This window comes from Tessaracoccus sp. OS52, assembly GCF_020687685.1.
Classification (GTDB): Bacteria; Actinomycetota; Actinomycetes; order Propionibacteriales; family Propionibacteriaceae; genus Arachnia.
In genome coordinates this window covers 1909018-1933315 of record NZ_JAJEWM010000001.1, presented here as the reverse complement: position 1 = coordinate 1933315, position 24298 = coordinate 1909018, and the positions used below count along the sequence as shown (strand labels likewise).

The 24298-nt window shown below is 68.8% G+C and carries 26 protein-coding genes and 1 pseudogene; 12 read left to right on the top strand and 15 right to left on the bottom strand.

The window, feature by feature from the left end:
• Positions 1-26 precede the first annotated feature (26 nt).
• Positions 27-911, top strand: coding sequence for a neutral zinc metallopeptidase (locus LKO27_RS09170; protein ID WP_370629966.1), 885 nt, complete (start codon positions 27-29; stop codon positions 909-911).
• 3 nt (positions 912-914) lie between these two features.
• On the opposite strand, the gene LKO27_RS09165 is transcribed toward LKO27_RS09170, so the two are convergent.
• Positions 915-1946, bottom strand: a complete 1032-nt coding sequence (locus LKO27_RS09165; RefSeq protein WP_227737091.1) for a hypothetical protein — start codon at positions 1944-1946, stop codon at positions 915-917.
• 32 nt (positions 1947-1978) lie between these two features.
• Here LKO27_RS09165 and LKO27_RS09160 point away from each other — a divergent pair, with 32 nt between their 5' ends.
• Positions 1979-2155, top strand: a complete 177-nt coding sequence (locus LKO27_RS09160; protein WP_227737090.1) for a hypothetical protein — start codon at positions 1979-1981, stop codon at positions 2153-2155.
• 7 nt (positions 2156-2162) lie between these two features.
• Here LKO27_RS09160 and msrA read toward each other — a convergent pair whose 3' ends face one another.
• Positions 2163-2825, bottom strand: a complete 663-nt coding sequence (msrA, locus tag LKO27_RS09155) for a peptide-methionine (S)-S-oxide reductase MsrA (RefSeq protein WP_227737089.1) — start codon at positions 2823-2825, stop codon at positions 2163-2165.
• Positions 2826-2851: 26 nt separating this feature from the next.
• The gene (locus LKO27_RS09150; protein ID WP_370629994.1) at positions 2852-3553 is read right to left on the bottom strand and encodes a uracil-DNA glycosylase; all 702 of its coding nucleotides are present in this window, start codon (positions 3551-3553) and stop codon (positions 2852-2854) included.
• A 70-nt stretch (positions 3554-3623) separates the two neighbouring features.
• Here LKO27_RS09150 and LKO27_RS09145 point away from each other — a divergent pair, with 70 nt between their 5' ends.
• The 3 genes from LKO27_RS09145 to LKO27_RS09135 are packed head-to-tail and all read left to right on the top strand — an operon-like array spanning position 3624 to position 6154.
• Positions 3624-4421 carry a hypothetical protein gene (locus LKO27_RS09145; RefSeq protein ID WP_227737087.1) on the top strand — a complete coding sequence of 266 codons (798 nt, stop codon included), beginning with the start codon at positions 3624-3626 and terminating at the stop codon, positions 4419-4421.
• A 1-nt stretch (position 4422) separates the two neighbouring features.
• The gene (locus tag LKO27_RS09140; RefSeq protein WP_227737086.1) at positions 4423-4821 is read left to right on the top strand and encodes a DUF2089 domain-containing protein; all 399 of its coding nucleotides are present in this window, start codon (positions 4423-4425) and stop codon (positions 4819-4821) included.
• A gap of 19 nt (positions 4822-4840) precedes the next feature.
• A complete protein-coding gene (locus tag LKO27_RS09135; RefSeq protein WP_227737085.1) occupies positions 4841-6154 on the top strand; it encodes a DUF2254 domain-containing protein in 1314 nt (437 codons plus the stop codon).
• A gap of 10 nt (positions 6155-6164) precedes the next feature.
• On the opposite strand, the gene greA is transcribed toward LKO27_RS09135, so the two are convergent.
• On the bottom strand, positions 6165-6665 hold the full coding sequence (gene greA, locus LKO27_RS09130) for a transcription elongation factor GreA (RefSeq protein WP_227737084.1): 501 nt from the start codon (positions 6663-6665) through the stop codon (positions 6165-6167).
• 34 nt (positions 6666-6699) lie between these two features.
• The gene (locus LKO27_RS09125) at positions 6700-7116 is read right to left on the bottom strand and encodes a DUF4307 domain-containing protein (protein ID WP_227737083.1); all 417 of its coding nucleotides are present in this window, start codon (positions 7114-7116) and stop codon (positions 6700-6702) included.
• Positions 7117-7177: 61 nt separating this feature from the next.
• Here LKO27_RS09125 and mca point away from each other — a divergent pair, with 61 nt between their 5' ends.
• Entirely contained in the window at positions 7178-8080 is a 903-nt protein-coding gene (gene mca / locus LKO27_RS09120; protein ID WP_227737082.1) for a mycothiol conjugate amidase Mca, read from the top strand.
• Positions 8081-8197: 117 nt separating this feature from the next.
• Here the strand turns inward: mca and LKO27_RS09115 are convergent.
• A pseudogene (locus LKO27_RS09115) lies at positions 8198-8551 on the bottom strand (rhomboid family intramembrane serine protease); the annotation flags it as partial.
• A gap of 123 nt (positions 8552-8674) precedes the next feature.
• Between LKO27_RS09115 and LKO27_RS09110 the strand changes: the two are divergent.
• A complete protein-coding gene (locus LKO27_RS09110) occupies positions 8675-10687 on the top strand; it encodes a thioredoxin domain-containing protein (protein WP_227737081.1) in 2013 nt (670 codons plus the stop codon).
• Between the two features lie 22 nt (positions 10688-10709).
• Here the strand turns inward: LKO27_RS09110 and LKO27_RS09105 are convergent, their stop codons facing one another.
• Together LKO27_RS09105 and LKO27_RS09100 are read right to left on the bottom strand one after the other, a co-directional pair.
• Positions 10710-11504: an ABC transporter permease gene (locus LKO27_RS09105; RefSeq protein ID WP_227737080.1), complete on the bottom strand. Its 795-nt coding sequence runs from the start codon at positions 11502-11504 to the stop codon at positions 10710-10712.
• Positions 11501-12499 carry an ATP-binding cassette domain-containing protein gene (locus LKO27_RS09100; RefSeq protein ID WP_370629965.1) on the bottom strand — a complete coding sequence of 333 codons (999 nt, stop codon included), beginning with the start codon at positions 12497-12499 and terminating at the stop codon, positions 11501-11503. The genes LKO27_RS09105 and LKO27_RS09100 overlap by 4 nt, the downstream gene beginning before the upstream one ends.
• Before the next feature lie 70 nt (positions 12500-12569).
• Here LKO27_RS09100 and LKO27_RS09095 point away from each other — a divergent pair, with 70 nt between their 5' ends.
• Positions 12570-13520: a YafY family protein gene (locus LKO27_RS09095; protein ID WP_227737079.1), complete on the top strand. Its 951-nt coding sequence runs from the start codon at positions 12570-12572 to the stop codon at positions 13518-13520.
• Positions 13521-13536: 16 nt separating this feature from the next.
• Here the strand turns inward: LKO27_RS09095 and LKO27_RS09090 are convergent, their stop codons facing one another.
• On the bottom strand, positions 13537-14883 hold the full coding sequence (locus tag LKO27_RS09090; RefSeq protein ID WP_227737078.1) for a PhoH family protein: 1347 nt from the start codon (positions 14881-14883) through the stop codon (positions 13537-13539).
• Positions 14884-15065: 182 nt separating this feature from the next.
• Here LKO27_RS09090 and LKO27_RS09085 point away from each other — a divergent pair, with 182 nt between their 5' ends.
• Positions 15066-16220, top strand: coding sequence for an acyl-CoA dehydrogenase family protein (locus tag LKO27_RS09085; RefSeq protein ID WP_227737077.1), 1155 nt, complete (start codon positions 15066-15068; stop codon positions 16218-16220).
• Here LKO27_RS09085 and LKO27_RS09080 read toward each other — a convergent pair.
• Both LKO27_RS09080 and LKO27_RS09075 read right to left on the bottom strand, forming a co-directional pair.
• Complete coding sequence (locus LKO27_RS09080; RefSeq protein ID WP_227737076.1) at positions 16207-16866, bottom strand: PIG-L deacetylase family protein; 660 nt, start codon at positions 16864-16866, stop codon at positions 16207-16209. The genes LKO27_RS09085 and LKO27_RS09080 overlap by 14 nt on opposite strands.
• Positions 16867-16910: 44 nt before the next feature.
• Positions 16911-17564, bottom strand: coding sequence for a hemolysin III family protein (locus LKO27_RS09075; protein ID WP_227737075.1), 654 nt, complete (start codon positions 17562-17564; stop codon positions 16911-16913).
• 70 nt (positions 17565-17634) lie between these two features.
• Here LKO27_RS09075 and LKO27_RS09070 point away from each other — a divergent pair, with 70 nt between their 5' ends.
• On the top strand, positions 17635-18435 hold the full coding sequence (locus tag LKO27_RS09070; RefSeq protein WP_227737074.1) for an isoprenyl transferase: 801 nt from the start codon (positions 17635-17637) through the stop codon (positions 18433-18435).
• Between the two features lie 19 nt (positions 18436-18454).
• Positions 18455-19006 (top strand): DUF4245 domain-containing protein, encoded by a 552-nt coding sequence (locus LKO27_RS09065; RefSeq protein WP_227737073.1) that lies wholly within the window; start codon positions 18455-18457, stop codon positions 19004-19006.
• Here LKO27_RS09065 and LKO27_RS09060 read toward each other — a convergent pair whose 3' ends face one another.
• Positions 19007-19201, bottom strand: a complete 195-nt coding sequence (locus tag LKO27_RS09060; RefSeq protein ID WP_227737072.1) for an exodeoxyribonuclease VII small subunit — start codon at positions 19199-19201, stop codon at positions 19007-19009.
• On the bottom strand, positions 19194-20417 hold the full coding sequence (xseA, locus tag LKO27_RS09055; protein WP_227737265.1) for an exodeoxyribonuclease VII large subunit: 1224 nt from the start codon (positions 20415-20417) through the stop codon (positions 19194-19196). The genes LKO27_RS09060 and xseA overlap by 8 nt, the downstream gene beginning before the upstream one ends.
• Positions 20418-20457: 40 nt before the next feature.
• Here xseA and LKO27_RS09050 point away from each other — a divergent pair, with 40 nt between their 5' ends.
• Positions 20458-21432, top strand: a complete 975-nt coding sequence (locus LKO27_RS09050; RefSeq protein ID WP_227737071.1) for a 4-hydroxy-3-methylbut-2-enyl diphosphate reductase — start codon at positions 20458-20460, stop codon at positions 21430-21432.
• Positions 21433-21437: 5 nt separating this feature from the next.
• Here the strand turns inward: LKO27_RS09050 and ilvA are convergent, their stop codons facing one another.
• Together ilvA and rmuC are read right to left on the bottom strand one after the other, a co-directional pair.
• Positions 21438-22706 (bottom strand): threonine ammonia-lyase IlvA, encoded by a 1269-nt coding sequence (ilvA, locus tag LKO27_RS09045; RefSeq protein ID WP_227737070.1) that lies wholly within the window; start codon positions 22704-22706, stop codon positions 21438-21440.
• Complete coding sequence (gene rmuC, locus LKO27_RS09040) at positions 22703-24235, bottom strand: DNA recombination protein RmuC (protein WP_227737069.1); 1533 nt, start codon at positions 24233-24235, stop codon at positions 22703-22705. Before rmuC ends, ilvA begins: the two co-directional genes overlap by 4 nt.
• Between the last annotated feature and the right edge of the window lie 63 nt (positions 24236-24298).

The following is a 24298-nucleotide window of genomic DNA, read 5'->3' as shown; positions in this document are numbered from 1 at the left end:
ATTTCGCCCGCCGCAACATAGAGGGAGTGGTCGCCGTGGAGTACAGGGGAGACGCAAGGATCGATCAGTCGCGCGTGCGGTACGGAGGCGGCGGTGGCAGGTCCGGCGGCCGGGGCATGGCAGTGGGTGGTGGGCTCGGCGGCATCGTCATGATCGTGCTGGTCCTCCTCTTCGGCGGCAACCTGGGCGACGTGCTCGGCGGCACGGGGATGCCCGACACCCAGCCGCAGCAGACGCAGCCGGCTCCCGAGTGCGATGAGGGATCCGACATCGAGACCAACCGGGACTGCCGTTGGCCCGCCTACGAGAACGCCGTCCAGAACTACTGGAGCTCTGTGATGCAGGGCTACGAGTACGGCTCGATGATGCTGTTCAGTGGGCAGGTGCAGACCGCGTGCGGTACCGGCTCCTCGGAGATGGGGCCGTTCTACTGCCCCGGGGACTACACCGTCTACATCGACACCGACTTCATGGGCACCCTGCTCGACCAGCTGGGAGCCGTCGGAGGCGACGCCGCCGAGCTCTACATCGTCGGTCATGAATTCGGTCACCACGTCTCCAACCTCACCGGCCAGATGGAACAGGCCCGCGCCGGCGGCCAGGACACCGGACCCACGTCAAACCAGGTCCGGCTGGAACTGCAGGCCGACTGCTACGCGGGCGTCTTCTTCAACAACACGCTGAAGGACCCGGAATCGCCGATCGAATCGGTCACCAGGGACGACCTGCTGCGCATCGCCGACGCGGCGCGCGCCGTCGGCGACGACCACATCCAGCAACAGCAGGGTGGCCGGGTGGTTCCGGAGAGCTGGACGCACGGCTCTTCGGAGCAGCGCCAGCGCTGGGTGGCCAAGGGCTACGACTCGGGTGACCCCAATGCCTGCGACACCTTTGCCACCAATGATCTCTGAGGCCTAGTCGAAGTACGCCGAGAGGTCACGGCCCCGCAGGTCTGTGTGGTGGATGGTCCCGCCGCAGTCATATCGGATCACGGGCTGCACCCGGCGGTGGCGGTTGTCCACCTCGACGGCGCAGGCCTGGTCCGACACGGTGCGGAACTGCGCGATCGCCTTGCTGATCACGGCGGCGTCGAGCAGGTCCGGATCGAAGGGCTCCATCCCCAGCGTCTCGGTGCGCTGCGCGCTGAACATGGGCAGGTTGCCGATTCGCATTCGGCGTTCGAGTACCCCTCCCGGCTTGGGAACGTCGGCCCAGTAGCCCTGTTCGATGTTGAAACCCACGGTGAGTACCACCTGGGTCGAGCTCGTCACGGCAGCCAGGCCCGCTGCGATGTCTGCCACGCTGCTGGTGCCCAGCTTCTTCACGACGGTGCCGTCGCCGTTGAAGAACACCGTCCGCGACTCCGGCCGGGTGGTGACGGTCATGTAGACCTCCCCGCCGCGGTACTCCACCACCTGCAGGACCTGGCTCTCGGACGACGACGACTGCAACGCCGCGACGTCGAAGATTCGACGCAGGTCGTGCAGGGGGAAACGCGTTGGGTTGAAAGTGACCTGTCCCAGGTACTGGACGTCGCTGTCTGCGGTCCCGACGACGCCGTCACGCCAGCGGTAGCTCCGGACGGCCCCGCCGTCGTCGACGACCGTCAGGGTCGCCTGCTCGGCGGTCACGTCCAGCTTCAACGCTGGGAGCCACCCGGAGACGCGGTGCAGTTCGCGGACCACCACGTCGGCATGGTCCACCAGGTCTCCCGGAACGGTGAACTCCGACGGCAGTGTGGCATCGGGTGCCGGCTCTGCAGACCTCGGCTCGGAGCGCGAGGGCGTGGTGGTGCGGGGATCCTCGGGGGAGGTGGGGTGGGACGGCGAGCCGGTGGCCGACGGTGTCGGCGTCGGTTGGAGGGACTCGGCGGGACCGGGCGGGAACGAGCATCCCGCCAGGAGCGCCACCGAGATGGCCGCAACGGCCAGAGGGCGCAATCTCACTAGCCAAGACTAGCCCGCGCTAAGGTCGTTGCATGGCTGCAAGATTCCTGGACTCGAAACCCTGTCAGGACGCCTGCGGTGTCATGAAGACCGGCGAGTTCGTCGAGGGCGCCCCGGTGTATTCCTGCCCGGGCTGTGACACCCGGTGGATCGAACTGGCCGAGCGCAGGCCCGAACTGGCCGACCCACCGGCAGCGCCGACCGACTGAGACCTCGTCAGTCCCGCGGACCGCACTTCACGCCGGTGGCGTGCACGGGGCAGTAGCCGCCCGGGTTCTTGTGCAGGTACTGCTGGTGTTCCACCTCTGCGTAGTAGAACTCCTGACCCGGAGTGATCTCGGTGGTGATGTCTCCGTAACCCGCCTCGTGCAGCCGCTCCTGGAACTCCTCGCGGGAGCGTTCGGCTGCGCGCAACTGTTCGTCGTCGACGGGGAAGATGGCCGAGCGGTACTGGGTCCCGATGTCGTTGCCCTGCCGGTTCAGTTGGGTGGGGTCGTGCGCCTCCCAGAAGATCCTCAGGAGGTCCTCGTAGCTGACTCGGGCCGGATCGAACACCACGCGCACCGTCTCGGTGTGCCCGGTGCTTCCCGTGCAGGATTCCGCGTAGGTGGGGTTGGGCGTGTAGCCGCCCATGAACCCCACGGCAGTGTTGACCACGCCGTCGGTCTCCCAGAACATGCGCTCCTCGCCCCAGTAGCAACCGAGGGCGAAGTAGGCCACCTGGCTGCCCTCGGGCACCTCGTCCAATGGGAGTCCGAGAACCTCGTGCCGGGGCATCGGGAACAGGACAGGGGTGTCGCGGCCGGGGAGGGCCGCGTCGGGAGTCACCAGCCGTGGCCTGATGTTCTGCTTGATCCAACCCATTACGTCGATGTCCATGGGCCAAGCCTACGTTGGCGCCGAAGTCAGCGGACCCGCCAGTCGATGGGGCCGCCGCCCTGCCGGAGGAGTTCGGCATTGGCGCGGCTGAAGGGCCGCGAGCCGAAGAAGCCCGTACGGGCAGACAGCGGCGAGGGGTGGGCGCTGCTGATGACCGGAACCTCGCCCAGGAGGGGCGCGATGCCCTGTGCGTCGCGCCCCCACAGGATCGCCACCAGCGGGCCAGGCCGCCGGGCCAACGCCCGGACCGCTTCCGCTGTGACCGCCTCCCACCCCTTGCCCCGGTGCGAGCCCGCAGCGCCAGGGCGCACGGTCAGGACTCGGTTCAGAAGCAGGACGCCCTGGTCGAACCAACTGGTCAGGTCCCCATGGGTGGCCGGTGCGACTCCCAGATCCGCCTCCAGTTCTGCGTAGATGTTCACCAGACTGCGCGGGATCGGCGAGACGTCCCGGGCAACGGAGAAGCTCAGTCCCACGGCGTGCCCGGGAGTGGGGTAGGGGTCCTGCCCGAGCACGAGGACCCGCACGTCGGCCAGCGGTCGGGTGAATGCCCGCAGCACGTTGCCGCCACTTGGCAGGTAGCCCCTGCCGGCGGAGACCTCAGCGCGCAGGAAGCTGCCCATCGCCGCGACGTCGTCCGCAACGGGTTCGAGGGCCTCCGCCCAGTCCGGGGCGATCAGTTCGGGCAAGGGTTTCGCCATGGCAGAACTGTGCCACAACGAACTCAGGGTCCATTCAGGGTTTCGAATCATTGAAGTGGCCTTCACGGAATGGGAAGCAGAGCTTACCATTGTGGTCATGAACAACTTGGATCTGGGGCCCATCCTGGACGATCTGGCAGCGGGGCGTATTGACGCCGCCGAAGCCAATCGCCGGATCGAGGAACTGAAGCAGAAGTCCAGTGGGGCCGAGGACGTACCTCCGGCTCAGGAGAGCGAGCCGAGGTCGAAGCCGCGAGCGGGAGGACTGGAACGGGTCTCCATCACCGCCGTGGGGCGTCGCGTCCGCGTGGAGGCGGACCCGTCGGTGGCGACGCTCACCGTCGAGGGGCAGCACGTGCTGCGCCGCAACGGCACCGTCATGGAGATCAGCAGCACGGGAGACTTCGGGCCGAGCTTCAACGGCTTCTCGCTGATCCGGCCGCCGCGCAACCTGGACGACCTGCGCGACATCGGGCTGGGCAAGGAACTCCTGGTCAAGGTGAACCCGCGGCTCGTCGTCGACGCCGAACTCACCACCGGAGGCCTGCGGACGTCGGGAGTGCCGAAGTTGGGCCGGATCCGGGTGACCGGCGGCGGCTGCAGCCTGGAGGGCGTCACGGAGGTGGGGGACCTGCTGTCCCAGGCCGGGGCGGTCACCATCGAGGGGCCAATCAGCACGGGGCGCTCCAAGCTCCGGGTGGAGTCCGGCAGCCTCACCATCCACCTCACCCAGGGCGCGAACGTCACGGTGCGGGGCGAGGCCAAGCTCGGGCGCATCAACTGGCCCGGTGACAGCGACAACGTCGACGAGATCATCATCGGCAACGGCTCGGCCCGTCTCGACCTGAGCGTCGTCATGGGCCTGGCCACCATCAAGACGGCAGAGGAGGCCTGAAATGGCGCATCATCTCTACCACGCCCCGGCAGATTGCCCGGTGTGCGGCGACGAGCTCATCATCACCCGCAAGGGCTGCCTCAAGTGCGGTACCGAACTGGCGGGCGAGTTCGCCAGCTGCGCCTACTGCGCTCTGGAGGACTCCGACCACGAGATCCTGCGCGTGTTCCTGTCCTCCCGGGGCAACCTGCGGGAGGTCGAGAAGCACCTTGGCGTCTCCTACCCGACGGCGCGGGCGCGGCTCGACGCGGTGATAGCCAAGCTGGGGTTCGCTCCGGCCACGTCGGACGAGCCGGGCGAGGCCCCGGATGGCGAGACACCGCAGGAACAGATCCTTGCCCGGGTGCAGTCGGGCGAGATCAGCGCGGAGGTCGGCGCGCAACTCATCGCCAACCTCTGAACCGGACTAGCCTGCTGGCATGGGCAGATTCCGCAGTTGGCTGCAGAGCATTCCGGAACGGTTCTGGTTCATTCCTGCCCTGTTCATCGCTGGGGCGATCATCGTCTCCCAGGTCCTCGTGGGCGCGGACAGGGCGAAGCTGCCACTACCGGCCGTTCTGGAGGGTTTCCTCTTCGACACGGGCGTGGAGGGAGCACGGGCCCTCCTCACGGCGGTTGCATCGTTCCTGGGAGTGGCAGGCACGGCGTTCTCGATCACGATCTCGGTGATCAGCACCGCGTCCACCACCTACGGGCCCCGGCTGGTACGGAACTTCATGCGCGACCGCAACAACCAACTGGTGCTGGGCGTGCTCGTCGCCACCTTCGTCTACACCCTGATGGTGTTGCGAACCATCCGCTCCGAGGGTGATGACGGTGCGGCATTCGTCCCGCCCCTGGCGGTCAACGGGGCCATCGTGCTGGGGGTGGTGGACGTGTTCCTCTTCGTGTGGTTCATCCACCACATCGCCTCCTCCGTCCAGGTGGACAGTCTGGTCGAGGACGCCCGCAGGGACTTCGTGCGCGCGGTTGACAGCAACTGGCTCGACATCGAGGACGCGCGGGTGGCCGACCTACCGCCACCCGTCGAGCCCGGTGGGGTGGTGACGCTCGGTCGCTCCGGGTATCTCACTGAGGTGGATGCGCGGGACCTCGCAGACGACGCCGCCCGGGCCGGGTCCGCGGTGCGGCTTCTGAAGCGGGTGGGAGACCAGGTCATGGCCGATGAGCCGCTGGCCCTCGTGTGGCCACGGGACGCGGTGGAGGCGATGCAGCCGAGCGTCCGTGACCACGTCCACGTCGGTGCGTCGCGCACCACGGAGCAGGACGTCCGGTTCGCTGAACAGCAGGTTGTGGAACTGGCGGTGCGGGCGCTTTCGCCGGGAATCAACGATCCGTACACGGCGATCAACTCGGTGGAGGAGGTGGCGTCGGGAATCATCGGCGCTGTCGGGCGCCCCGAGACGGGATCGGTTCTCCTCGATGACGACGGCGCCCCGCGCCTGTACCTGAGGCCGGTGCGGGCGGCCCAGATCCTCGACATGCCCTTCGACCACATCCGGCCCTACGCACTCGGCTCGGCCATCGTGCTGCGGGCACTGGTGGATCTGGCCGCGAGAATTCGCGCCACCGCGGTGGACCCGGAGCATGCAGCAAGGGCAGACCGCCACGTGCAGACCATGCTCACGGAGGCCGAAGGTGTCCTGGCGGCCGGTGACCTGACCGCGCTGCGGGACTACGCGGAGGCGTCCCGGAGCGGGTCCGTGCTGCAGCCGCCGGCCGAGCCGCGATGACGACCCGGCGTCAGTGGACCTCGACCTTGAGAATGGTCACGCTCATCGTCTTGCCCGTGGGGGTCTCATAGGAAACCGATTCACCGACCTTGCGCCCGGTGACCGCGGCGCCGAGGGGTGACTGGGGGGAGACGGCGTTCTCGACGGAGGAGTCGGTGCCAAGCACCTCGCGGGAGCCGATCAGGAACGTGTCGGTGTCGTCCTCGTCGCCGTCGAAGGCCACCGTCACGATCTTGCCCGGGCCGGCCTCGTCGGGATCTCCCTTGGGTTCCCCCACGTGCGCCTGCCGGAGGAGTGCCTCCAACTGGCGGATCCGGCCCTCCATCTGCCCCTGCTCCTCGCGGGCCGCGTGGTAGCCGCCGTTCTCACTGAGGTCGCCCTCTTCGCGAGCCGCAGCGATGCGGGCCGTCACGTCAGTGCGGCCCACAGTCTTCAGTTCGTTCAGTTCGGCTTCGAGTGCCTCGTAGGCCTCTTGGGTGAGCCATACGGTTTCGGCGGTGTTGTCGGACATCGAGCCAGCTTATCCCAAACAATCACCAGCCCGGTCAATCCACGAGGTGGCAGTTCTCCAGGCTGACGGAGGCAGCCTCGCGGATGGTCCGGATGTCGACGAACACCTCGGTCAGCTCCTTCGTGCCCGGCGGGACCTCGACGTCCATCTCCCCGACCCGCTCATAGGTCTCGGCCTGGGCGAAGAGGAAGCAGCTCGCTGCCTGTGAGGGGTCACGGCGCTGCACCACGATCTCGACGGAGGTGACCTCGGGGCTGATCGTGTCGAAGGCGCGGATCATGCCGGCCACCGGTGGGTTGGAGCGGATGAAGCCCGACACCGCGACCAGACCCACGCCCATGAGGAGGGCCACCGCGGCCGCGATACCCACGACCAGGTCCACGGCGTTGCGCTTCGGATAACGGGCGGCGATCCGGGCGCGGTCGGCGTCGGTCAGCTCAGGCTTGGTCACGCTCCCATTGTGCCCGGGTGCAGGTGGCGAAGCGACCGCCGGGCGGTCCAAGATGGTCCCCATGAACTCGATGGGACCTGCCCCGCTTCGGTTGCTGCACGTCCACGCGCACCCCGACGACGAGTCCAGCAAGGGGGCCGCCACCACCGCCAAGTATGTGGCCGAGGGCGTGGAGGTTCTGGTTGTCACCTGCACCGGTGGGGAACGTGGCGACGTGCTCAACCCCAAACTGGCGCACGACCCCGACATCCTGCGCAACATCGCGGAGATCCGGCGCGAGGAGATGGCCCGGGCCCGCGAGATCCTCGGCGTGCGGCAGGTCTGGCTCGGGTTCGTGGATTCGGGCTTCCCCGAGGGTGATCCGCCGCCGCCCCTGCCCGAGGGTTGCTTCGCCCTGGAGGACGTGGCGGTCGCCGCCGGCCGGCTGGTCAAGGTGATGAGGGACTTCCGGCCGCATGTGGTGACCACCTACGACGAACGCGGCGGGTACCCCCACCCCGACCACATCCAGTGCCACCGGATCACCGTCGAGGCGTTCATTGCGGCGGCGGACCCGTCGCTGTGGCCCGAACACGGCCCCGGCTGGCAGGCCGCGAAGCTGTACTACCACATGGGTTTCCACCGTCGGCGCTACGCGGCGCTGGAGGCGTTGATGCACGAACACGGACTGGAGTCGCGCCAGCCCGCGCCCACCCGTGACGACGACCCCTTCTCAGACGGGCGGCTGACCACGTTCGTGCATTGTGGTGACTACTTCGAGGTGCGCAACGCGGCGCTGCGGGCCCACGCCACCCAGATCGACCCCGACGGCCCCTGGTTCGCCGTGCCGCTGGAGATCCAGCAGGCCGGCTGGCCCACCGAGGACTACCAGCTGGTGGTCTCGAAGGTCCCGACGATGATCCCCGAGGACGACCTGTTCAAGGGCCTGCGGCAGGTGCCCCTGGAGCCTGAGTTCGTCATCTGACATCCCGGCCGCGGCCGTGCTGCCACCAGGCGGACACCGCCCCGCCGATCGCACCGCCGTCGGGAGCAGGCCCACCAGGATGCCGCCATAGACCAGCAGCAGGGCGATGGCGACGACGATCTGCCCCGCGCGCCGCGTGAACAGCCCCCGGATCAGGAGGTAGGCCAGCCAGCCGAAGATCAGTCCCGAGGCGCCGGCCGTGATGGAGTACGCGGGTGCGATGAGCCAGACCAGGAGGCCGGAGGCGATGATCGAGACGACGGTGGTGACCAGCCAGCGGACCACGCCTGCCAGATAGGTGAGCACGCCGAGCACGAGGAACGGGCCGCTGTTGCTGCTGAGGTGGAGCCAGCCGTAGTGCAGCCAGGGGGCGACGAGGATGTTGTCCAGCGAGTCCACCTGCCGCGGCTGGATGCCGAGCGGGTCCAGGCTGTTGCCCGTCGCCTGGTCGAAGAACTCCAGGGCCCACATGAGCGCCAGCAGCGCGCCGACGACGAGCAGCGCCCTGAGGATGGGGTGGGGTTTGCGGTCCGCGGCGGCAGGTAGCGTCATGCCGCCATTTTCCCACCGGCGCCGAGCGCTAGCCTTCAACCCATGCCGAATCGACTCGCCGACGCAGCCAGTGACTACCTCCTCCAGCACGCGCACCAGAGCGTCGACTGGTGGCAGTGGGGACCCGACGCGCTGGCCCACGCCGAGGAGACCGACCGCCCGATCATGCTGTCGGTCGGGTACGCGTCGTGCCACTGGTGTCACGTGATGAGCGAGGAGTCCTTCGACGACGCGGAGACCGCGCGCTTCCTGAACGAGCACTTCGTGCCCATCAAGGTCGACCGCCAGCAACGCCCCGACGTCGACGCGGTATACATGGCCGCCACCCAGGCCCTCAACAACGGCTCCGGCGGCTGGCCCATGACGGCGTTCCTGACGCCCGACGGCAGGCCGTTCTTCACGGGCACCTACTTCCCGCCGCAGCCGAGGGACGGGATGCCCTCGTTCCGGCAGGTGCTCGAGGCCATGGCCCAGGCCTGGCGGGAGCGTCGTGACGAAGTGGTGACCTCGGCCGGCCAGATCGCCGAGCACCTCACTGGCGCGGGCGAACAGCCCGGGCTGGAGGCGGCGCCGGACCTGCGCGCCGCCGTCGACGCCATCGAGTCGCAGTTCGACATCATCCACGGCGGTTTCGGGCGTGCCCCTAAGTTCCCGACGGCGACGGCCCTGGACGCCCTCCTGGTCAAGGGGGACCCGCGTTCCCTGGACATGGCGCAACGCACCCTCGAGGCGATGGCGCGCGGTGGGATCCATGACCAGGTAGGCGGGGGCTTCCACCGCTACAGCGTCGACGCCGGCTGGGTGGTGCCGCACTTCGAGAAGATGCTCGACGACAACGCCATGCTGCTGGGCACCTACGTGCGGGCGTGGCGTCGCACCGCTGACCACGACACCACCCTCAGGACCCTGTTCGAGCGCACCGCATACGGCATCGTCAGCTGGCTGGCCCACGAGCTCAGGACCGAGGGCGGTGCCTTCGCCTCCGCCCTCGACGCGGACTCCACCGACATCCGCGGTATGACCTTCGAGGGCGTGTTCTACCTGTGGAATCAGCAGGTCCTCGATGAGGTCCTGGGTGAGGAACTCGGAGCCTGGGCGGGGGAGACCTTCCACGTGACCTCCGGCGGAACCTTCGACGACGGCCTGTCGGTCCTGCAGTTGCGCGGGCGCCCGGACCCCGAGAAGCTCGACGACGTGCGTGCCCGCCTGCTCGCCGAGCGGGCCACGAGGTTCCGTCCGGCGACCGACAGGTTGGTGGTGGCCGGGTGGAACGGGCAGGCGATCTCGTCGCTGGCCACGGCGGCCATGATCTTCAACGAGCCCAGGTGGCTCGACCTCGCACTTGAGGCGGCCAACTACCTGGTCGAGGTGCACCTGGCCGACGGTGATCTGCGGCGCAGTTCGCTGGCCGGGGTGGCGGACTTGGCGGTCGGCGGCGCGGACGACTTCGGTGGGGTCGCCGAGGCCTTCGCGATCCTGGCGGGCATCACCGGGGACGCCCTGTGGCTCCGTCGCGCCGAGACACTGCTGGAGCGCGCCGTCGAACTGTTCGACGCCCCAGACGGCGGCTTCTTCGACGCCGTCGATTCCGGGCTCTACGACCGTCCCCGATCGCTGACCGACCACGTCTCGCCCAGCGGGACCATGGCACTGGTGGCAGCCCTGCGACGCGTGGGGCTCCTGGCCGAGCGTCCGGAGCTGGTGGCCAGGGCCGACGAGGCGGCGGCCACCACCTGGCCGGCCGTCGCGTCGTCGCCGAGGTTCGCGGGCTCGGCCCTGGCGGACCTCATGGTTCGCGACGAGGCGCGCCGCGGGCTCAAGCCGGCCACCGTCGTCATCACCTCCGACGACCCCTTCGACGAACTCGCCCGCGCTGCCTGGCGGCTGGCGCCGGCGGGGTCCGTCATCCTGCGCGCGCAGCCGGACGCCGAGGGTTGGGGCAGCCACCTCGAGGGCAGGGATCGCAGGGCGGTTTACGTGTGCCGTGGGACCGTCTGCTTCGACCCGGTGACCGACTACACCGAGTTGAAGGATCCCCTCTGGCGCCGCGCGTGAGGCTCACGTGCCGTACCGGGCGTCAGTCGCTGTGCCGCATGGAACGGATGCCCACCACCAGTCCCACCGCCGCGGTGAGGCCCGCAGCCACGAAGCCACCCGCCACCGCCGGCGCCAGCAGGTCCCCGGCGAACAGCGCACGTTCGGCCTCGACCACGTGGCTGAGCGGGTTGAACCCGGCAGCCGTGCGCATCCAGCCGGGGCCGGCGTCGAGCGGCAGCAGCATGCCGGACAGGATCATGATCGGGAACAGCACGGTCTGCTGGACCACCCAGAACATCCAGTCCTGCTTGCGGACGGCGATGGCGAGGGCGTAGCTCAGGGAACTGATCCCGACGCCGAGGACGGCGAGCAGCACCAGGCCCGCGGCGGCGCCGAGGAAGCTGGGCCGGAACCCGAAGGGGAGCATCACGACGATGATCAACAGCGCCTGCGCGGCCAACGTGACGATCTCCTTGGCGGCCCGGCCGATCAGGAGCGAGGACCTAGACAGTGGCGTCACCAGCATCCGCTCGTGCGCGCCGGTCTGCATCTCGTAGAGGAGGTTGGAACCAACCACGCTGGAGCCGAACAGCGAGATCATCACGAGGATGGCGGGCACGAACCACATCCAGACCTCGCCGCCGGGTAGGCCGCCGCCCAGGTTCCCGGCGAGCAGGGGACCGAACAGTGCCAGGAAGACCAGGGGTTGGATGAGGCTGAACACCACCGAGAACGGGTCGGTCAACGTCGGGCGCAGTTCCCTGGCGGTGACGAGCAGGGTGTCGTCGACGAGGGACCGCCGGGCGGGGGCAGGGGCGGCATGGGTGGCGGTCATGATGCGGTCTCCAGTTCTGGGGAGCCGGCCTCGCGGAGGCTGCGGCCGGTGAGGTTGAGGAACACGTCGTCGAGGGTGGGCCGACGGACCTGGATGTCGGCGATGGAGATACCTGAGGCGTCAGCGAGGCGCACCAGGTCCGTGACGCGGGTGGAACCCCTGGAGATGGTGGCGGTCAGCATCTCTCCGGCGACGCTCACCTGCGTGGTCCCCTCCCAGTCCTCCAGTCGTGCGGCCAGGTGCTGCGCGCCGTCGGGTGCGACCGCGGTGACGGTGAGCCGGTCTCCGGCGTGGCGGGACTTGAGTGCCTCCGGGGTGTCGTCGGCGATGATGGCGCCGTGGTCGATGATCACGACGCGTTCTGCCATGGTGTCGGCCTCGTCGAGGTAATGCGTGGTCAGCAGCAGGGTGATGCCGTGCTCGGCGCGCAGGGTCGTGATGTGTTCCCAGAGGTTGGCGCGGTTGTGGGGGTCCAGCCCGGTGGACGGCTCATCCAGGACCAGCAGCTCCGGAGCGTGCATGAGGCCCATCGCCACGTCGAGCCTGCGGCGCTGCCCGCCGGAGAGTTCGGAGACCTTTGTCCGTTCCTTGCCGGACAGGTCGAGGCCATCCATCAGTTCCTGGCCGCGCCGCCGTGACTCGGCGCGGCTGAGCCCGAAGGTGATTCCCTGGTAGAAGAGCTCGTCCAGCGCCCGTTGGCCATGCCCCGCGCCGTTTCCCTGGCCGACGTAGCCCAGCCGGCGCCGGACCTGGGCGGCCTCCTTCACGACGTCGAAGCCAGCTACGCGTGCGGTTCCCGCCGTGGGAGTCAGCAGGGTGGTCAGCATCCGCATGGTCGTGGTCTTGCCGGCGCCATTTGGGCCGAGCACCGCCACGGTCTCTCCTCGCTCCACCGTCAGGTCTATGCCGCGCACGGCGTGGACGGTCTCCTTGCGGCTGACGAAGTCCTTCGTCAGTCCCTGTGCCTCGATCATGTGTTCCTCCAGTTCGTCCACCGGTTGTCACCTGGAACGCTATTCGCAGTAGCGGACAGGTTCTGGCCGCTACCTGGGTGAGAATGGATCCATGGCGAATCCCTCGGGAAGGCTGCTCGAACTGCTGTCCCTGCTGCAGGCGCGCAGGGACTGGCCCGGTGAGGGCCTGGCGCGACGGCTGGGCGTCAGCCCCCGGACGGTGCGTCGCGACGTGGACCGCCTGCGGGAACTCGGCTACCCCGTCCAGACCACCAAGGGCCCGGCAGGCGGCTACCGACTCGCTCCGGGACTCGACCTGCCTCCGCTGCTCTTCGACGACGACCAGGCTGTGGCCGTCGCCGTCGCCCTCCAGACGATCTCCACCGACGTCGCCGGGCTGCGGGACGCCTCGGACCGGGCGCTGGCCACCATCAGGCAGGTCCTGCCGTCGCGGCTGCGGCACCGCGTCGATGCCCTGCAGGTGACGGCGCTGGACCGGGATGGCGCGCCCGACGAGCAGGTGAGGGCCGAAACCCTCCTGCACATCGGCGCTTGCTGCAGGGACCACGAGGTGCTGCGGTTCGACTACGTGAGCAGAGACGGATCGGCGACCCTGCGAAGAGCCGAGCCCTACCGGCTCGTGAGCCGGGGGAGGCGCTGGTACCTGCTCGCGTGGGACCTCGAGCGTGTCGCGTGGCGGACGTTCCGGGTGGACCGTCTCAGTCCCCGCACTCCGAACGGACCACGCTTCAGACCGCGGGAGGTGAGCGAGGAACTCCTGGCCGAGCACTTCCACCAGGAGCCGGCCGCGCCATGGCCTGCCACGGGGACCGTGGTCCTCCAGGCACCGGCGCACGAGGTCACGAGGTGGCTGCGCGGAGACCGCGCCACCGTCACGGCGATCACCGAAGGCGCCTGCCGGGTGGAGCTGGGGGCTTGGTCCTACGGTTCCCTCGCGGCGATGCTCCTGATGTTCGAGACCGACTTCGACGTGGTGGAGCCGCCGGAACTGAAAGCGGCCCTCGCCGCGCTCGGGGCGCGAGTGGCGAGGGCCGCTTCCTGAGTCTGGGACGAGGGGGTCAGGGCAGGGCGTCCTCCTCCAGCATCTCCGTCACCAGGGCCGCGATCTGGGAGCGCTCCGAGCGGGTCAGCTTGACGTGGGCGAACAACGGGTTGCCCTTCAGCTTCTCGATCACCGCGACGATGCCGTCGTGGCGGCCCACCCGCAGGTTGTCGCGCTGGGCGACGTCGTGGGTGAGGACCACCCGCGAGTTCTGCCCGACGCGCGACAGCACGGTGAGCAGGACGTTGCGCTCCAGCGACTGGGCCTCGTCGACGATGATGAACGCGTCGTGGAGGGAACGGCCCCGGATGTGGGTGAGCGGCAGCACCTCGATCAGGTCGCGTTCCAGCAGTTCGTCGATCACGAACTTGTTGGTCACCGCGGAGAGGGTGTCGAAGACGGCCTGTCCCCAGGGCGCCATCTTCTCGCCAGCGGTACCCGGGAGATACCCGAGGTCCTGGCCGCCCACGGCGTAGAGGGGACGGAAGACCATCACCTTGGAGTACTTGTGCTGTTCCAGCACCGCCTCCAGCCCGGCGCACAGCGCCAGCGCCGACTTCCCGGTGCCCGCGCGGCCGCCCAGTGAGACGATGCCGATGTCGTCGTCCATGAGCAGTTCCAGCGCCACGCGCTGCTCGGCCGAGCGGCCCCTGACGCCGAAGACCTCGCGGTCCTGCTTGATGAGCTTCACCTCACCACTTGGGAGCTTCCTTCCCAGAGCCGTGGAGCCAGGGGCGTGGAGCACGATGCCGCTGTGGACCGGCACGTCGCGGGCGGCGTCGAGTTCGACGGTGCCCCGCTCGTAGAGTGCGCCCACGTCGTCGCTCGTCACGTCGAGGTCGACCATGCCGTTCCAGCCCGAGTCGACGGGGAGCTCGTTGCGGTACTCCTCGGCGGCAAGCCCGACGGCGGCGGCCTTGACCCGCAGCGGTACGTCCTTGCTGACCAGCACGACGTCGTGGCCCTCGTTCGAGTAGTTGAGGGCCACCGCGAGGATGCGAGAGTCGTTGTCACCGAGCCTGAACCCCGACGGCAGTGCCCCCGGGTCGGTGTGGTTGAGCTCGACGCGCAGGTTGCCGCCCTGCTCGTTGGTCGCCATCGGCGTGTCCAGCCGGCCGTTGGAGATCCTCAAGTCGTCCAGCAGGCGGAGGGCGGAGCGGGCGAAGTAGCCGAGTTCGGGGTGGTGACGCTTGGCCTCCAGCTCGGTGATCACCACTATCGGAAGCACGACGTTGTGTTCTGCGAATCTGAGGATGGCCAACGGGTCACTCAGCAGGACTGACGTGTCGATGACGTAGGTGCGGATTTTCTGGGAGACCTCGGTGGAGGTGGGGGAAGCCTGGGAATCGTTGACGTTGAGCACTTGTGCTCCCTTCGCAGGGGCAGACCCTAGGTCCGTCCCCCGTGGGTGGGTCAGGGGACCTGGGTGGCTGGGATGGAGCGGTTCTCCATGGAATGAATGTAACCGCTCGGGGGCCCGGTTGGAAGGAGAATCACAAGGTTGTCATTCGCCTTGCCCGCCAACCTCGCGCATAGGCTCGAGACATGACTGCCCCACTGCTGACAGACGAACTGCTGGACCGGATCCGCGAGCGGGCCGCCGGCCACGACCGGGACAACACCTTCCCCTCCGACGACCTGGCGGACCTGAAGGCGGCCGGGTACCTGACGGCGCTCGTCCCGAGGGAGTTCGGCGGTGCGGGACTGACCCTGGAGGAACTGACCCGCGAACAGATGCGGCTCGCCGGAGCCGCCCCGGCCACGGCCCTGGCGGTGAACATGCACCATGTCTGGGTCGGCGTGGCGAAGGTGGTCCACGAACGCGGTGAGGACACCTGCGACTTCATCCTCACCGAGGCCATGGCCGGTGAGGTCTTCGGCTTCGGCGTCTCCGAGGCGGGCAATGACCTCGTCCTGTTCGGTTCCGCAAGCGAGGCCGTCCCCGACGGCGAGGGCGGCTACTCGTTCAACGGCACCAAGATCTTCACCTCCCTCTCACCGGCCTGGACGCGGCTGGGAACCTTCGGCACCGACACCTCGGGCGACGACGGGCCCCACAACGTCTGGGGGTTCATAACCCGCGACGGTGGGGGCGTCGCGGTGAAGCAGGACTGGGACGCCATGGGGATGCGCGCCTCCCAGTCGTGCACAACTGTCCTCGACGGCGCCCACGCGCCCGCCGACCGCATCGTGCGTCGGATCCCTCCCGGCCCGACCATGGACCCATTCATCTTCGGGATCTTCGCGAACTTCGAGATCCTGCTGGCCTCCGTGTACACCGGCATCGCCCAGCGAGCCATCGACGTCGCGGTGGAGACCGTGCGCAAGCGCCGGTCACTGAAGAACCAGGGCGCTCCTTACAGCGACGATCCCGACATCCGCTGGCGGCTGGCCGACGCAGCCATCCAGCTGGACGGGATCTTCCCGCAACTGGAGAGGATCGCTCGCGACGTCGATGAGCAGGTGGACAGGGGAGCGCTCTGGCTGCCGCAGCTCTCCGCCGTCAAGGCCCGCGCGACGGAGACAGCCAAGGACGTCGTCGAGAAGGCGATCCGCGTCTCCGGGGGCTCGTCCTACTTCAACCGCAGCGAACTGTCCCGTCTGTACCGCGACGTGCTGGCCGGAATCTTCCACCCCAGCGACGACGAGTCGGTGCACGGAGCCTGGGCCAACGCCCTGCTCGGGCCTATTTCGCGATGAAGTCGACGCGCAGCAGCCCCTCGTCGGCGGTCACCAGCCGTTCGACGACCTCCCGCGCCTGATCGACGACGGGCTTGTCCGGGTCCAGCACCTCCAGGTAGACCTTGTGCTCCGCCAGCGAGGCCACGGCGCGCTGGACGTCCTCGGCCTCGACGTCGACGCAGTGGGTACCTCCCGGACCGCTCTCGAAGACGAACTCGGGACGGTGCTCGGCCTGTGCCACCACGTCGTGTACGGCGTTGCCGAACTCGATGTGGTCGGACTGGTTGGGGATCTCCTCGGAGTAGTTGGGCCCCGTGTAGCAGGTGATCACCACGTCGGGCGCTCTGGCGGCCAGCTGCTCGGCGACGGCGGCGCGCAGGGCCTCGTCGTTGACCAGCAGGCTGTCAGGGAAGCCGAGGAACTCCACCACCTGGACGCCGACGTGCGCGGCCGCGCGGAGCTGCTCCTGCTCGCGGAGGGGGCCCGCCTCATCGGGAGACATGCCCTCGATGCCGGCCTCGCCCCGGGTGGCGATGACGTACTCCACCGTCTTGCCGTTCCTGGTCCACTGGCTCACAGCCGGAGCCATGCCCCACTCCACGTCGTCGGGGTGCGGGACGAAGATCACTGCCTTGTTCCATCCGTCAGGAAATGCATTCGTCATGCATCGAGACTACGTCCGGGCGGGGTCGTCCGCTGGGAGTGGGCTCAGACGGCGAAGACGGCCAGTGCGATGGCCACCAGGTGACACGTCGCGGCCAGGACGGTGCAGGCGTGGAACACCTCGTGGAAGCCGAAGAAGCCGGGCTTGGGGTTGGGTCGCTTGGTGCCGTAGGCGACGGCGCCCAGCGAGTACAGGAGGCCACCCACGATGACCAGGAGCACCACGGCAGGACCGCCCTCGGCCCAGAACTGGCCGAGCCATCCGACCGCAGCCCAGCCCATCGCGACGTAGAGCAGCGTGTAGAGCCAGCGGGGGGCCGAGAGCCACACCACCCTGAACAGCACACCGAGGGCGGCGATGCTCCAGATCAGCGCCAGCAGCGCGAAACGGGCGCCACCCTCCAGCAGGACCAGGGAAAGGGGAGTGTAGGTGCCCGCGATGAACACGAATATGTTGGAGTGGTCGATCCGCCTGAAGATGGCCAGCGTCCGCGGACTCCAGTTCCCTCTGTGGTAGGCGGCGCTGGTGCCGAACAACTGCACCGCGGACAGCGTGAACACCCCGCAGCCGATCCTGCCGAGCAGTGTGGGAGCGAAGATGGTCAGCACCAGCCCCGCCACGAAGACCACAGGCGCGAAGCCGAGGTGCAGCCAGCCCCGGAGCAGCGGTTTGGCGGGGGCGTCCTGCAGGGTCTCCATGAAACCTACGCTACCGTAGGTTGGCGCGTTCCCGCCACGTCGCGTGGCGCGCTGCGGCTACTCTGATCCCATGTCCCTCCTCCGCCGTGCCGCAGAGCGAATGTGGCCTCCCCGGTGGTTGTACAAGACCTATGAGTCCCAGCTGCTGGACCAGCTGGACCGCGGCCGCCTGCCGCAACACGTAGCAGTGCTGGCGGACGGCAACCGCCGCTGGGCCCGCCTGAACGCGCCCGGACAGCCCTTGGTGGTGGGCTACCGCGCCGGCGCCAAGAAGCTGGAGCAGTTCGTGCAATGGTGCGACGACGTCGGGCTCAAGGTGGTGACCCTCTGGGTCCTGAGCACCGACAACCTCGACCGCTCGCCCGATGACGAACTGCAGCCGCTGCTGGAGGTCATCTCGGACCTCGTGAGCGACCTGGCTGCCACCCGCCGGTGGCGAGTGCAGGCCGTGGGCGCGCTCGACCTGCTGCCCCCCGCGTGCGCGGAGCAACTGCGCACGTCGGCGGCGTCGACGGACGGCGTCACCGGCATGCACGTGAACGTTGCGGTGTCCTACGGCGGCCGGCACGAACTCCGCGACGCGGTGCGCTCGCTGCTGGCGGACCGGGCCTCCGCGGGTGCCACGCTGGACGAGGTGGCCGCCACCCTTGAGATCGACGAGATCTCCGAGCACCTCTACACGAAGGGGCAACCGGACCCGGACCTGATCATCCGCACTTCCGGCGAACAGCGCCTGTCGGGATTCCTGCTGTGGCAGTCCGCGCACAGCGAGTTCTACTTCTGTGAGGCCCTGTGGCCGGACTTCCGGAAGGTCGACTTCTTCCGGGCGCTGCGCAGCTACACCCAGCGCGAGAGGCGCTTCGGCCGCTGAACATGGGACCATGGGCGCCATGGCTGGTAGGAACCCCAATGCGAAACCCCGGGACATGGCGATCTCGATGCTGGTGCTGCTCGTCCCCATCGCGCTGATCGCGTGGTTCTTCACCATGGACCCCGAACCGGAGGTGGAGGCCGTCGACGTCGCTGCGGTGCTGGCGACCGCGGAGGAGGAGTCGCCCTACCCGGTCCTGCGGGCCGTGAACCTGCCCGAGGACTGGATCCCGACGAGGGTGGCCTGGGCCGCCGACGGCGAGCGCTGGATCAATGGGGAGCCGGCCGTGGGGAACTCCTGGCAGCTCGGCTACCTGGCGCCCAACGAGATCTACGTCGGCCTCCAGCAGCGGGACCGCTCACCGTTGCAGTTCCTCGAGCAGGTGACCAGGGAGGGTCGGCCCGAGGAGGGCGAGGTCGAGCTCGCCGGACGTGAGTGGGAGCGTTGGGTCTCGCTCGATGGGCGCACCCGCAGCCTGGTCTGGCGCGACGGCGACCTCGCGGCTGCGGTGACGGGCGACACCGATTTCGCGCAACTCGAGGCGTTCGCCGGGAGCCTCTCGGAGGGCTGATCAGGCCTTCTGGTCGCGTGACCGGGCCACGAGGGCGCGGGCGTCGTCGAGGTGCTTCTGGCAGATCGCGGCCAGTTCCTCGCCGCGCTTCCACAGCGCCATGGAGTCGGCCAGGGGAGCCCCACCGGACTCCAGCTTCCTGACCACCTCGATCAGTTCCTCGCGGGCGGCCTCGTAGGTGAGTTGCTCAGCCATGGTTCTCCTGCTCGTAGGTGCCGACGACGTCGAGGTCGAGTTGTCCGTCGGAGAGGTGGGCGCTGATCCGGGTACCTGCCTCGGCGTCGCGCACCGAGGAAACCGAGTGCCCGGCGGCGTCCACGAGGACGGCGTAGCCGCGCTCCAGCGTCGCCTTGGGCGACATCGCGCGGATGCTGCTGATCCGTGACCGCAGGTCCGACTCCTCGGCCCGCAGCCTGCCCTCGATGGCCGAAGCCAGCCGGTGGCGCAGCAGTTCCAGCTTGTCGGAGTGTGCGCCGAAGGTGGTGGTGGGGTCCAGCAGGACCGGGCGGGTGCGGACGTCGTCGAGCCACCGCTGGGCCACCTCTATGCGGTTTGCGACGGCGCCGTCGAGGCGCAGCCTGGCCTGGGCGATGATGTCGGACTCCTGCTGGAAGTCCGGCACGACGTGCTTGGCGGCGTCGGTGGGGGTGGAGGCCCGCAGGTCGGCCACGAAGTCCAGCAGCGGTACGTCCTGTTCGTGTCCGATCGCCGACACCACCGGGGTGCGGGCCTCGGCGACGGCGCGCACGACGCCCTCGTCGGAGAACGCGAGCAGGTCCTCGAGGCTGCCGCCGCCGCGGGCGATGATGATGACGTCGACCTCCGGGTCCGCGTCCAGCCGTCGCAGGGCCAGCATCACAGACTCCGCCGCGTTCGGTCCCTGCACGGTGGCGTGGGCGACGGTGAACGCGGCCGGCCAGCGGCGCTCGACATTGCTGAGCACGTCGCGCTCGGCGTCGGAGTCCTTGCCGGTGATCAGGCCGATGCGACGCGGGATGAATGGCAGCCGGCGTTTGCGGTGCGCCTCGAAGAGCCCCTCGGCCTGGAGCTTGCGCTTGAGTTGTTCCAGCCGGGCCAGCAGGCGGCCCTCGCCGGCGACGCGGAGTTCCAGGCACTCGAAGCTCAAGGAGGAGTTGCGGTCCCAGACCCGAGGCCGGAGTCTGGCCGTCACCCGGGAGCCCTCCGGGATTGGGCCCGCGGCGTCGAGGACCATGGCGGAGACAGTGATGGAGGCCGAGACGTCGGCGATCCGGTCCCGGAAGGTGAGGAACTGGGTTGGGCCGCCGCGCCGCTTGATCTCGATGACCTGGGCGTCCACCCAGATCTCACCCAGCCTGCCGACCCAGTCCTTGACCGCCATGACCACCCGGCCCAGGGGTTGTGGCTCCTCGGCCGAGCTGCTCATCACCATGCCGGTCACCCTACCTCTGGCCTCACCTAGACTGGTGTGCATGAACGCCCCTCAGACCAGCAAGCAGGTCCTCCTCGCCGCCCCCCGTGGCTATTGCGCGGGCGTGGACCGGGCCGTGATCACCGTCGAGAAGGCGCTTGAGACCTATGGCGCGCCCGTCTACGTGCGCAAGCAGATCGTGCACAACCGCCACGTGGTGGAGACGCTGGAGGCGCGCGGCGCGATCTTCGTCGAGGAACTGGACGAGGTGCCCCCGGAGGCCATCGTCGTGTTCTCGGCCCACGGCGTCTCGCCGGCGGTCCATGCCGAGGCGGCCGCCCGCCAGCTGAAGGCGATCGACGCCACCTGCCCGCTGGTCACCAAGGTGCACCGGGAGGCCAAGCGGTTCGCGGCCGAGGACGTGGACATCTTCCTGATCGGGCACGCCGGGCACGAGGAGGTGGAGGGCACCACTGGTGAGGCGCCGGAGCGGATCACGCTCGTCGAGCACCCCGACGACGTCGACGCCCTCGACATCTCCCCGGACCGTCCGATGGCCTGGCTCAGCCAGACCACCCTCAGCGTCGACGAGACCATGGAGACCGTCAACCGGCTCCGGGAGAAGTTCCCCCTGCTGCTGGACCCGCCCTCCGACGACATCTGCTACGCCACGCAGAACCGCCAGCAGGCGGTGAAGCAGATCGCGCCCAAGGTTGACCTGATGATCGTGGTCGGGTCGCGCAACTCATCCAACTCCGTCCGTCTGGTGGAGGTGGCGCTGGAGGCCGGGGCGAAGGCCTCCCACCGGGTGGACTACGCCCACGAGATCGACGAGGCGTGGCTCGACGGCGTCTCCTCCGTCGGGGTCACCAGCGGCGCGTCCGTACCGGACGAACTGGTGCAGGGGGTGCTCGACTTCCTCCAGGAGCGCGGCTTCCCAGTTGCAGTGGAGGAGCGTCTCACGGAGGAGAACCTGCAGTTCTCCCTGCCGCCGGAGCTGCGCAAGGACCTGAAGGCCAGCGCCCTCAAGCACTGAGACGGCTAGATCAGGAACCGGAAGAAGGGGCTCTCGGCGGCCACCACTTCCACCTGCATACCTGAATCGACGATCCGGTGCAGCAGGAACTCGTAGTCTCCCGGGTTGCCCAGTTCCACCCCTACGAGCGCCGGACCGGTGTCCCGGCTGCTGCGCTTGACGTACTCGAAGTAGGTGATGTCGTCCTCCGGGCCGAGGATGTCGTTGAGGAACCGCCGCAGCGCTCCGGGCTCCTGCGGGAACTCCACCAGGAAGTAGCGCTTTCGGCCCTCGTGCACCAGTGAGCGTTCCACGACCTCGGTATAGCGGGCGACGTCGTTGTTCCCGCCCGAGACCATGGTCAGGACCGTTGAGCCCGGCTTCAGGCTCATGCGGGCCCCGACGCCACCGGTGGGCAGCGCAGCGGTGGCCAGGGCACCCGCCGGCTCGGCGATGATGCCGTCGATCTGGTACATGTCCAGCATCTCCGTGCAGACCTGGCCCTCGGGGACGCGGAGCAGCTCGGGAGCGGCCTCGCGGATCACGCTGAAGGTGTAGTCGCCCACGCGGCTGACGGCGGCCCCGTCGACGAACGTGTCGATGTCCTGAAGGGCGACCGGGCGCCCGGCGGAGATGGCGGCGGCGACGCAGGGAGCCCCTTCCGGCTCCACGCCGACGATCCGCACCCCGGGATGGTGGGTGCGCAGCCAGGCCGCGGCCCCTGCGATGAGGCCGCCGCCCCCGACGGGCAGCACCACGACGTCGGGCACGCCGGGCAGCTGCGAGAACGCCTCGACGATGGCCGTGGCCTGGCCCGCGGCTGTCAGCGGATGGTCGAAGGCGGGAACCAGGATCTGCCCGTTGGCCTCCGCGAACTCCTTGGCCGCGACGCCGGCTTGATCATAGGTGGAGCCTGCCAGCTTCAACTGGATGTGGCCCTCGCCCAGTTCGACGATCCGCTGCCGCTTCTGGCGCGGCGTGGTGGAGGGCACGATGACAGTGCCCTGGATCCCGAGCGCCGCGCAGCTGAACGCGACTCCCTGGCCGTGGTTGCCGGCTGAGGCGCACACCACCCCGGCAGCCTTCTGCTCCTCGCTCAGCTGGCTCATCAGGTTGTAGGCGCCGCGGACCTTGTAGGAGCGCACTGGCTGCAGGTCTTCCCGCTTGATCCAGATCTCGGAGCCGGTGGCCGCTGACAGCCTGGCGTTGCGGTGCACCGGCGTGCGGGCCGCGATGCCGGCGAGCCGCTCGACGGCGCTCGGCACCAGTTCGGCCAGTTCAGTCAGGGACGTCATTGGTCCATTGTTGCCGACGCCGGGATGGTGCGTCTCAGTTCCCGCACCCTGCCGAACGACAGGTCCGGCTCGTCCTCGAACAGGGAGGCCTCAAGGGCGCGCTGTTGCTGCTGGCCCTCCTGGTAGTCCACCATCTCCGGGACAGACAGCTCCCGGACGCTGGCGTCCACGACGGGGATCTCCTTGAGGTCCTCGTTCACCACGTCGAGTTCCTTCAACTTGCGGGCGGAGACCATCACGCGGGTCTCGAGGGTGCCCACGGCCTTGTTGAAGTTGGTGACGGTCGAGTTGATGGAACGGCCCAGCTTGTCGAAGTGCTCGCCCATGGTGGCGATCCGTTCGTGCAGTTCCCGGCCGATCTTGGAGACCTTGGCCGCCGACTCCGCCAGCGCGGCCTGCTTCCAGCCGTGCGCGACGATGTGCAGCAGCGGGATCAGCGTCCCCGGGCAGGCGAGCATCACGTTCTTGCGGGCGGCGTAGTCATGCAGGTCAGGCTGCTGCTCCAGCGCCAGCCGGTAGAACTCGTCGGATCCGAGGAACAGCACGACGAATTCGGGCGACCCGACATCGAGGTGCCAGTAGTTCTTCCCGCTGAGCGCGTCGATGTGACCGCGCACGTGCCGGGAGAACGTGGCCAGGTGCGCCGTCTGCGCGACGTCGTCCTCGGTGTTGTAGGCATCCAGCACCGCCTTGAGCGGCACCTTCGAGTCAACGAAGACGACCTTGCCGTCGGCGAGGTTGATGCGCATGTCCGGGCGGAACCGATCACCGTCGGCGCTGGTGTAGGAGGTCTGGTCGTCGAAGTCGCAGCGCGCGGTCAGCCCGGAGATCTCCACGATGCGGCGCAGGCTGTGCTCACCCCAGGAGCCGCGCACCTGGGGGGTCCGCAGTGCGTTGCTGAGGCTCAGGGCCTCCCGGCGGATGGTCTCCCCGGAGTCCTTGACGGCCTGCACCTGCTCGCGCAGTTCCGCAGCCAGTGAGGCGCGCTGCTTCTCCACCTCACCCAGGCGGTCATTGAGTTGCTTGAGGTGCTCTGCGAGCGGGGTGACCAGCTGCTGGGTGGCTGCCATCCGCTCGGATGCCGTCTTGTCCGCCTTGGCGGACTGGGCGTCCAGCGACTGGGTTGAGATCAGCTTGAACCGGTCCTCCATCGCGGCGCGGTCCGCCTTCAACTCGTCGGTCAGCCGCAGCGCGGAATCCCGTTCCGCCTCCGCCGTCGCCCGGCCGGCCACGGCCCGTGCGAGTTCGGTCCGCACCTCGGCCGTCTCGCGCTGGGCGTCGACCACGGCGGTGCGCAGCTCGGCCTTGTCCGTCAACTGGGCCGCGATCTCCGAGCGGGCGTTGGCGACTTCCTCGCGGGCGCGGCTGGCCTCGGCGCGCGCCGTCGACGCGTCCAGACGGGCGTCCGAAAGGGCCTTTTCCTGCTCCGCCGACGCCGTGGCCACCCGGCTCTGGCGGGCGAGGAGATACCCGACCACTGCGCCGATGACGAGGGCGGCGATGCTGACGATGATGCCTGGAACTGTCATGGGTCCACCATCTCAGGGACCACTGACAATTGCCGCCAGGCGCCGCCGCAGGTGGCCCGATCG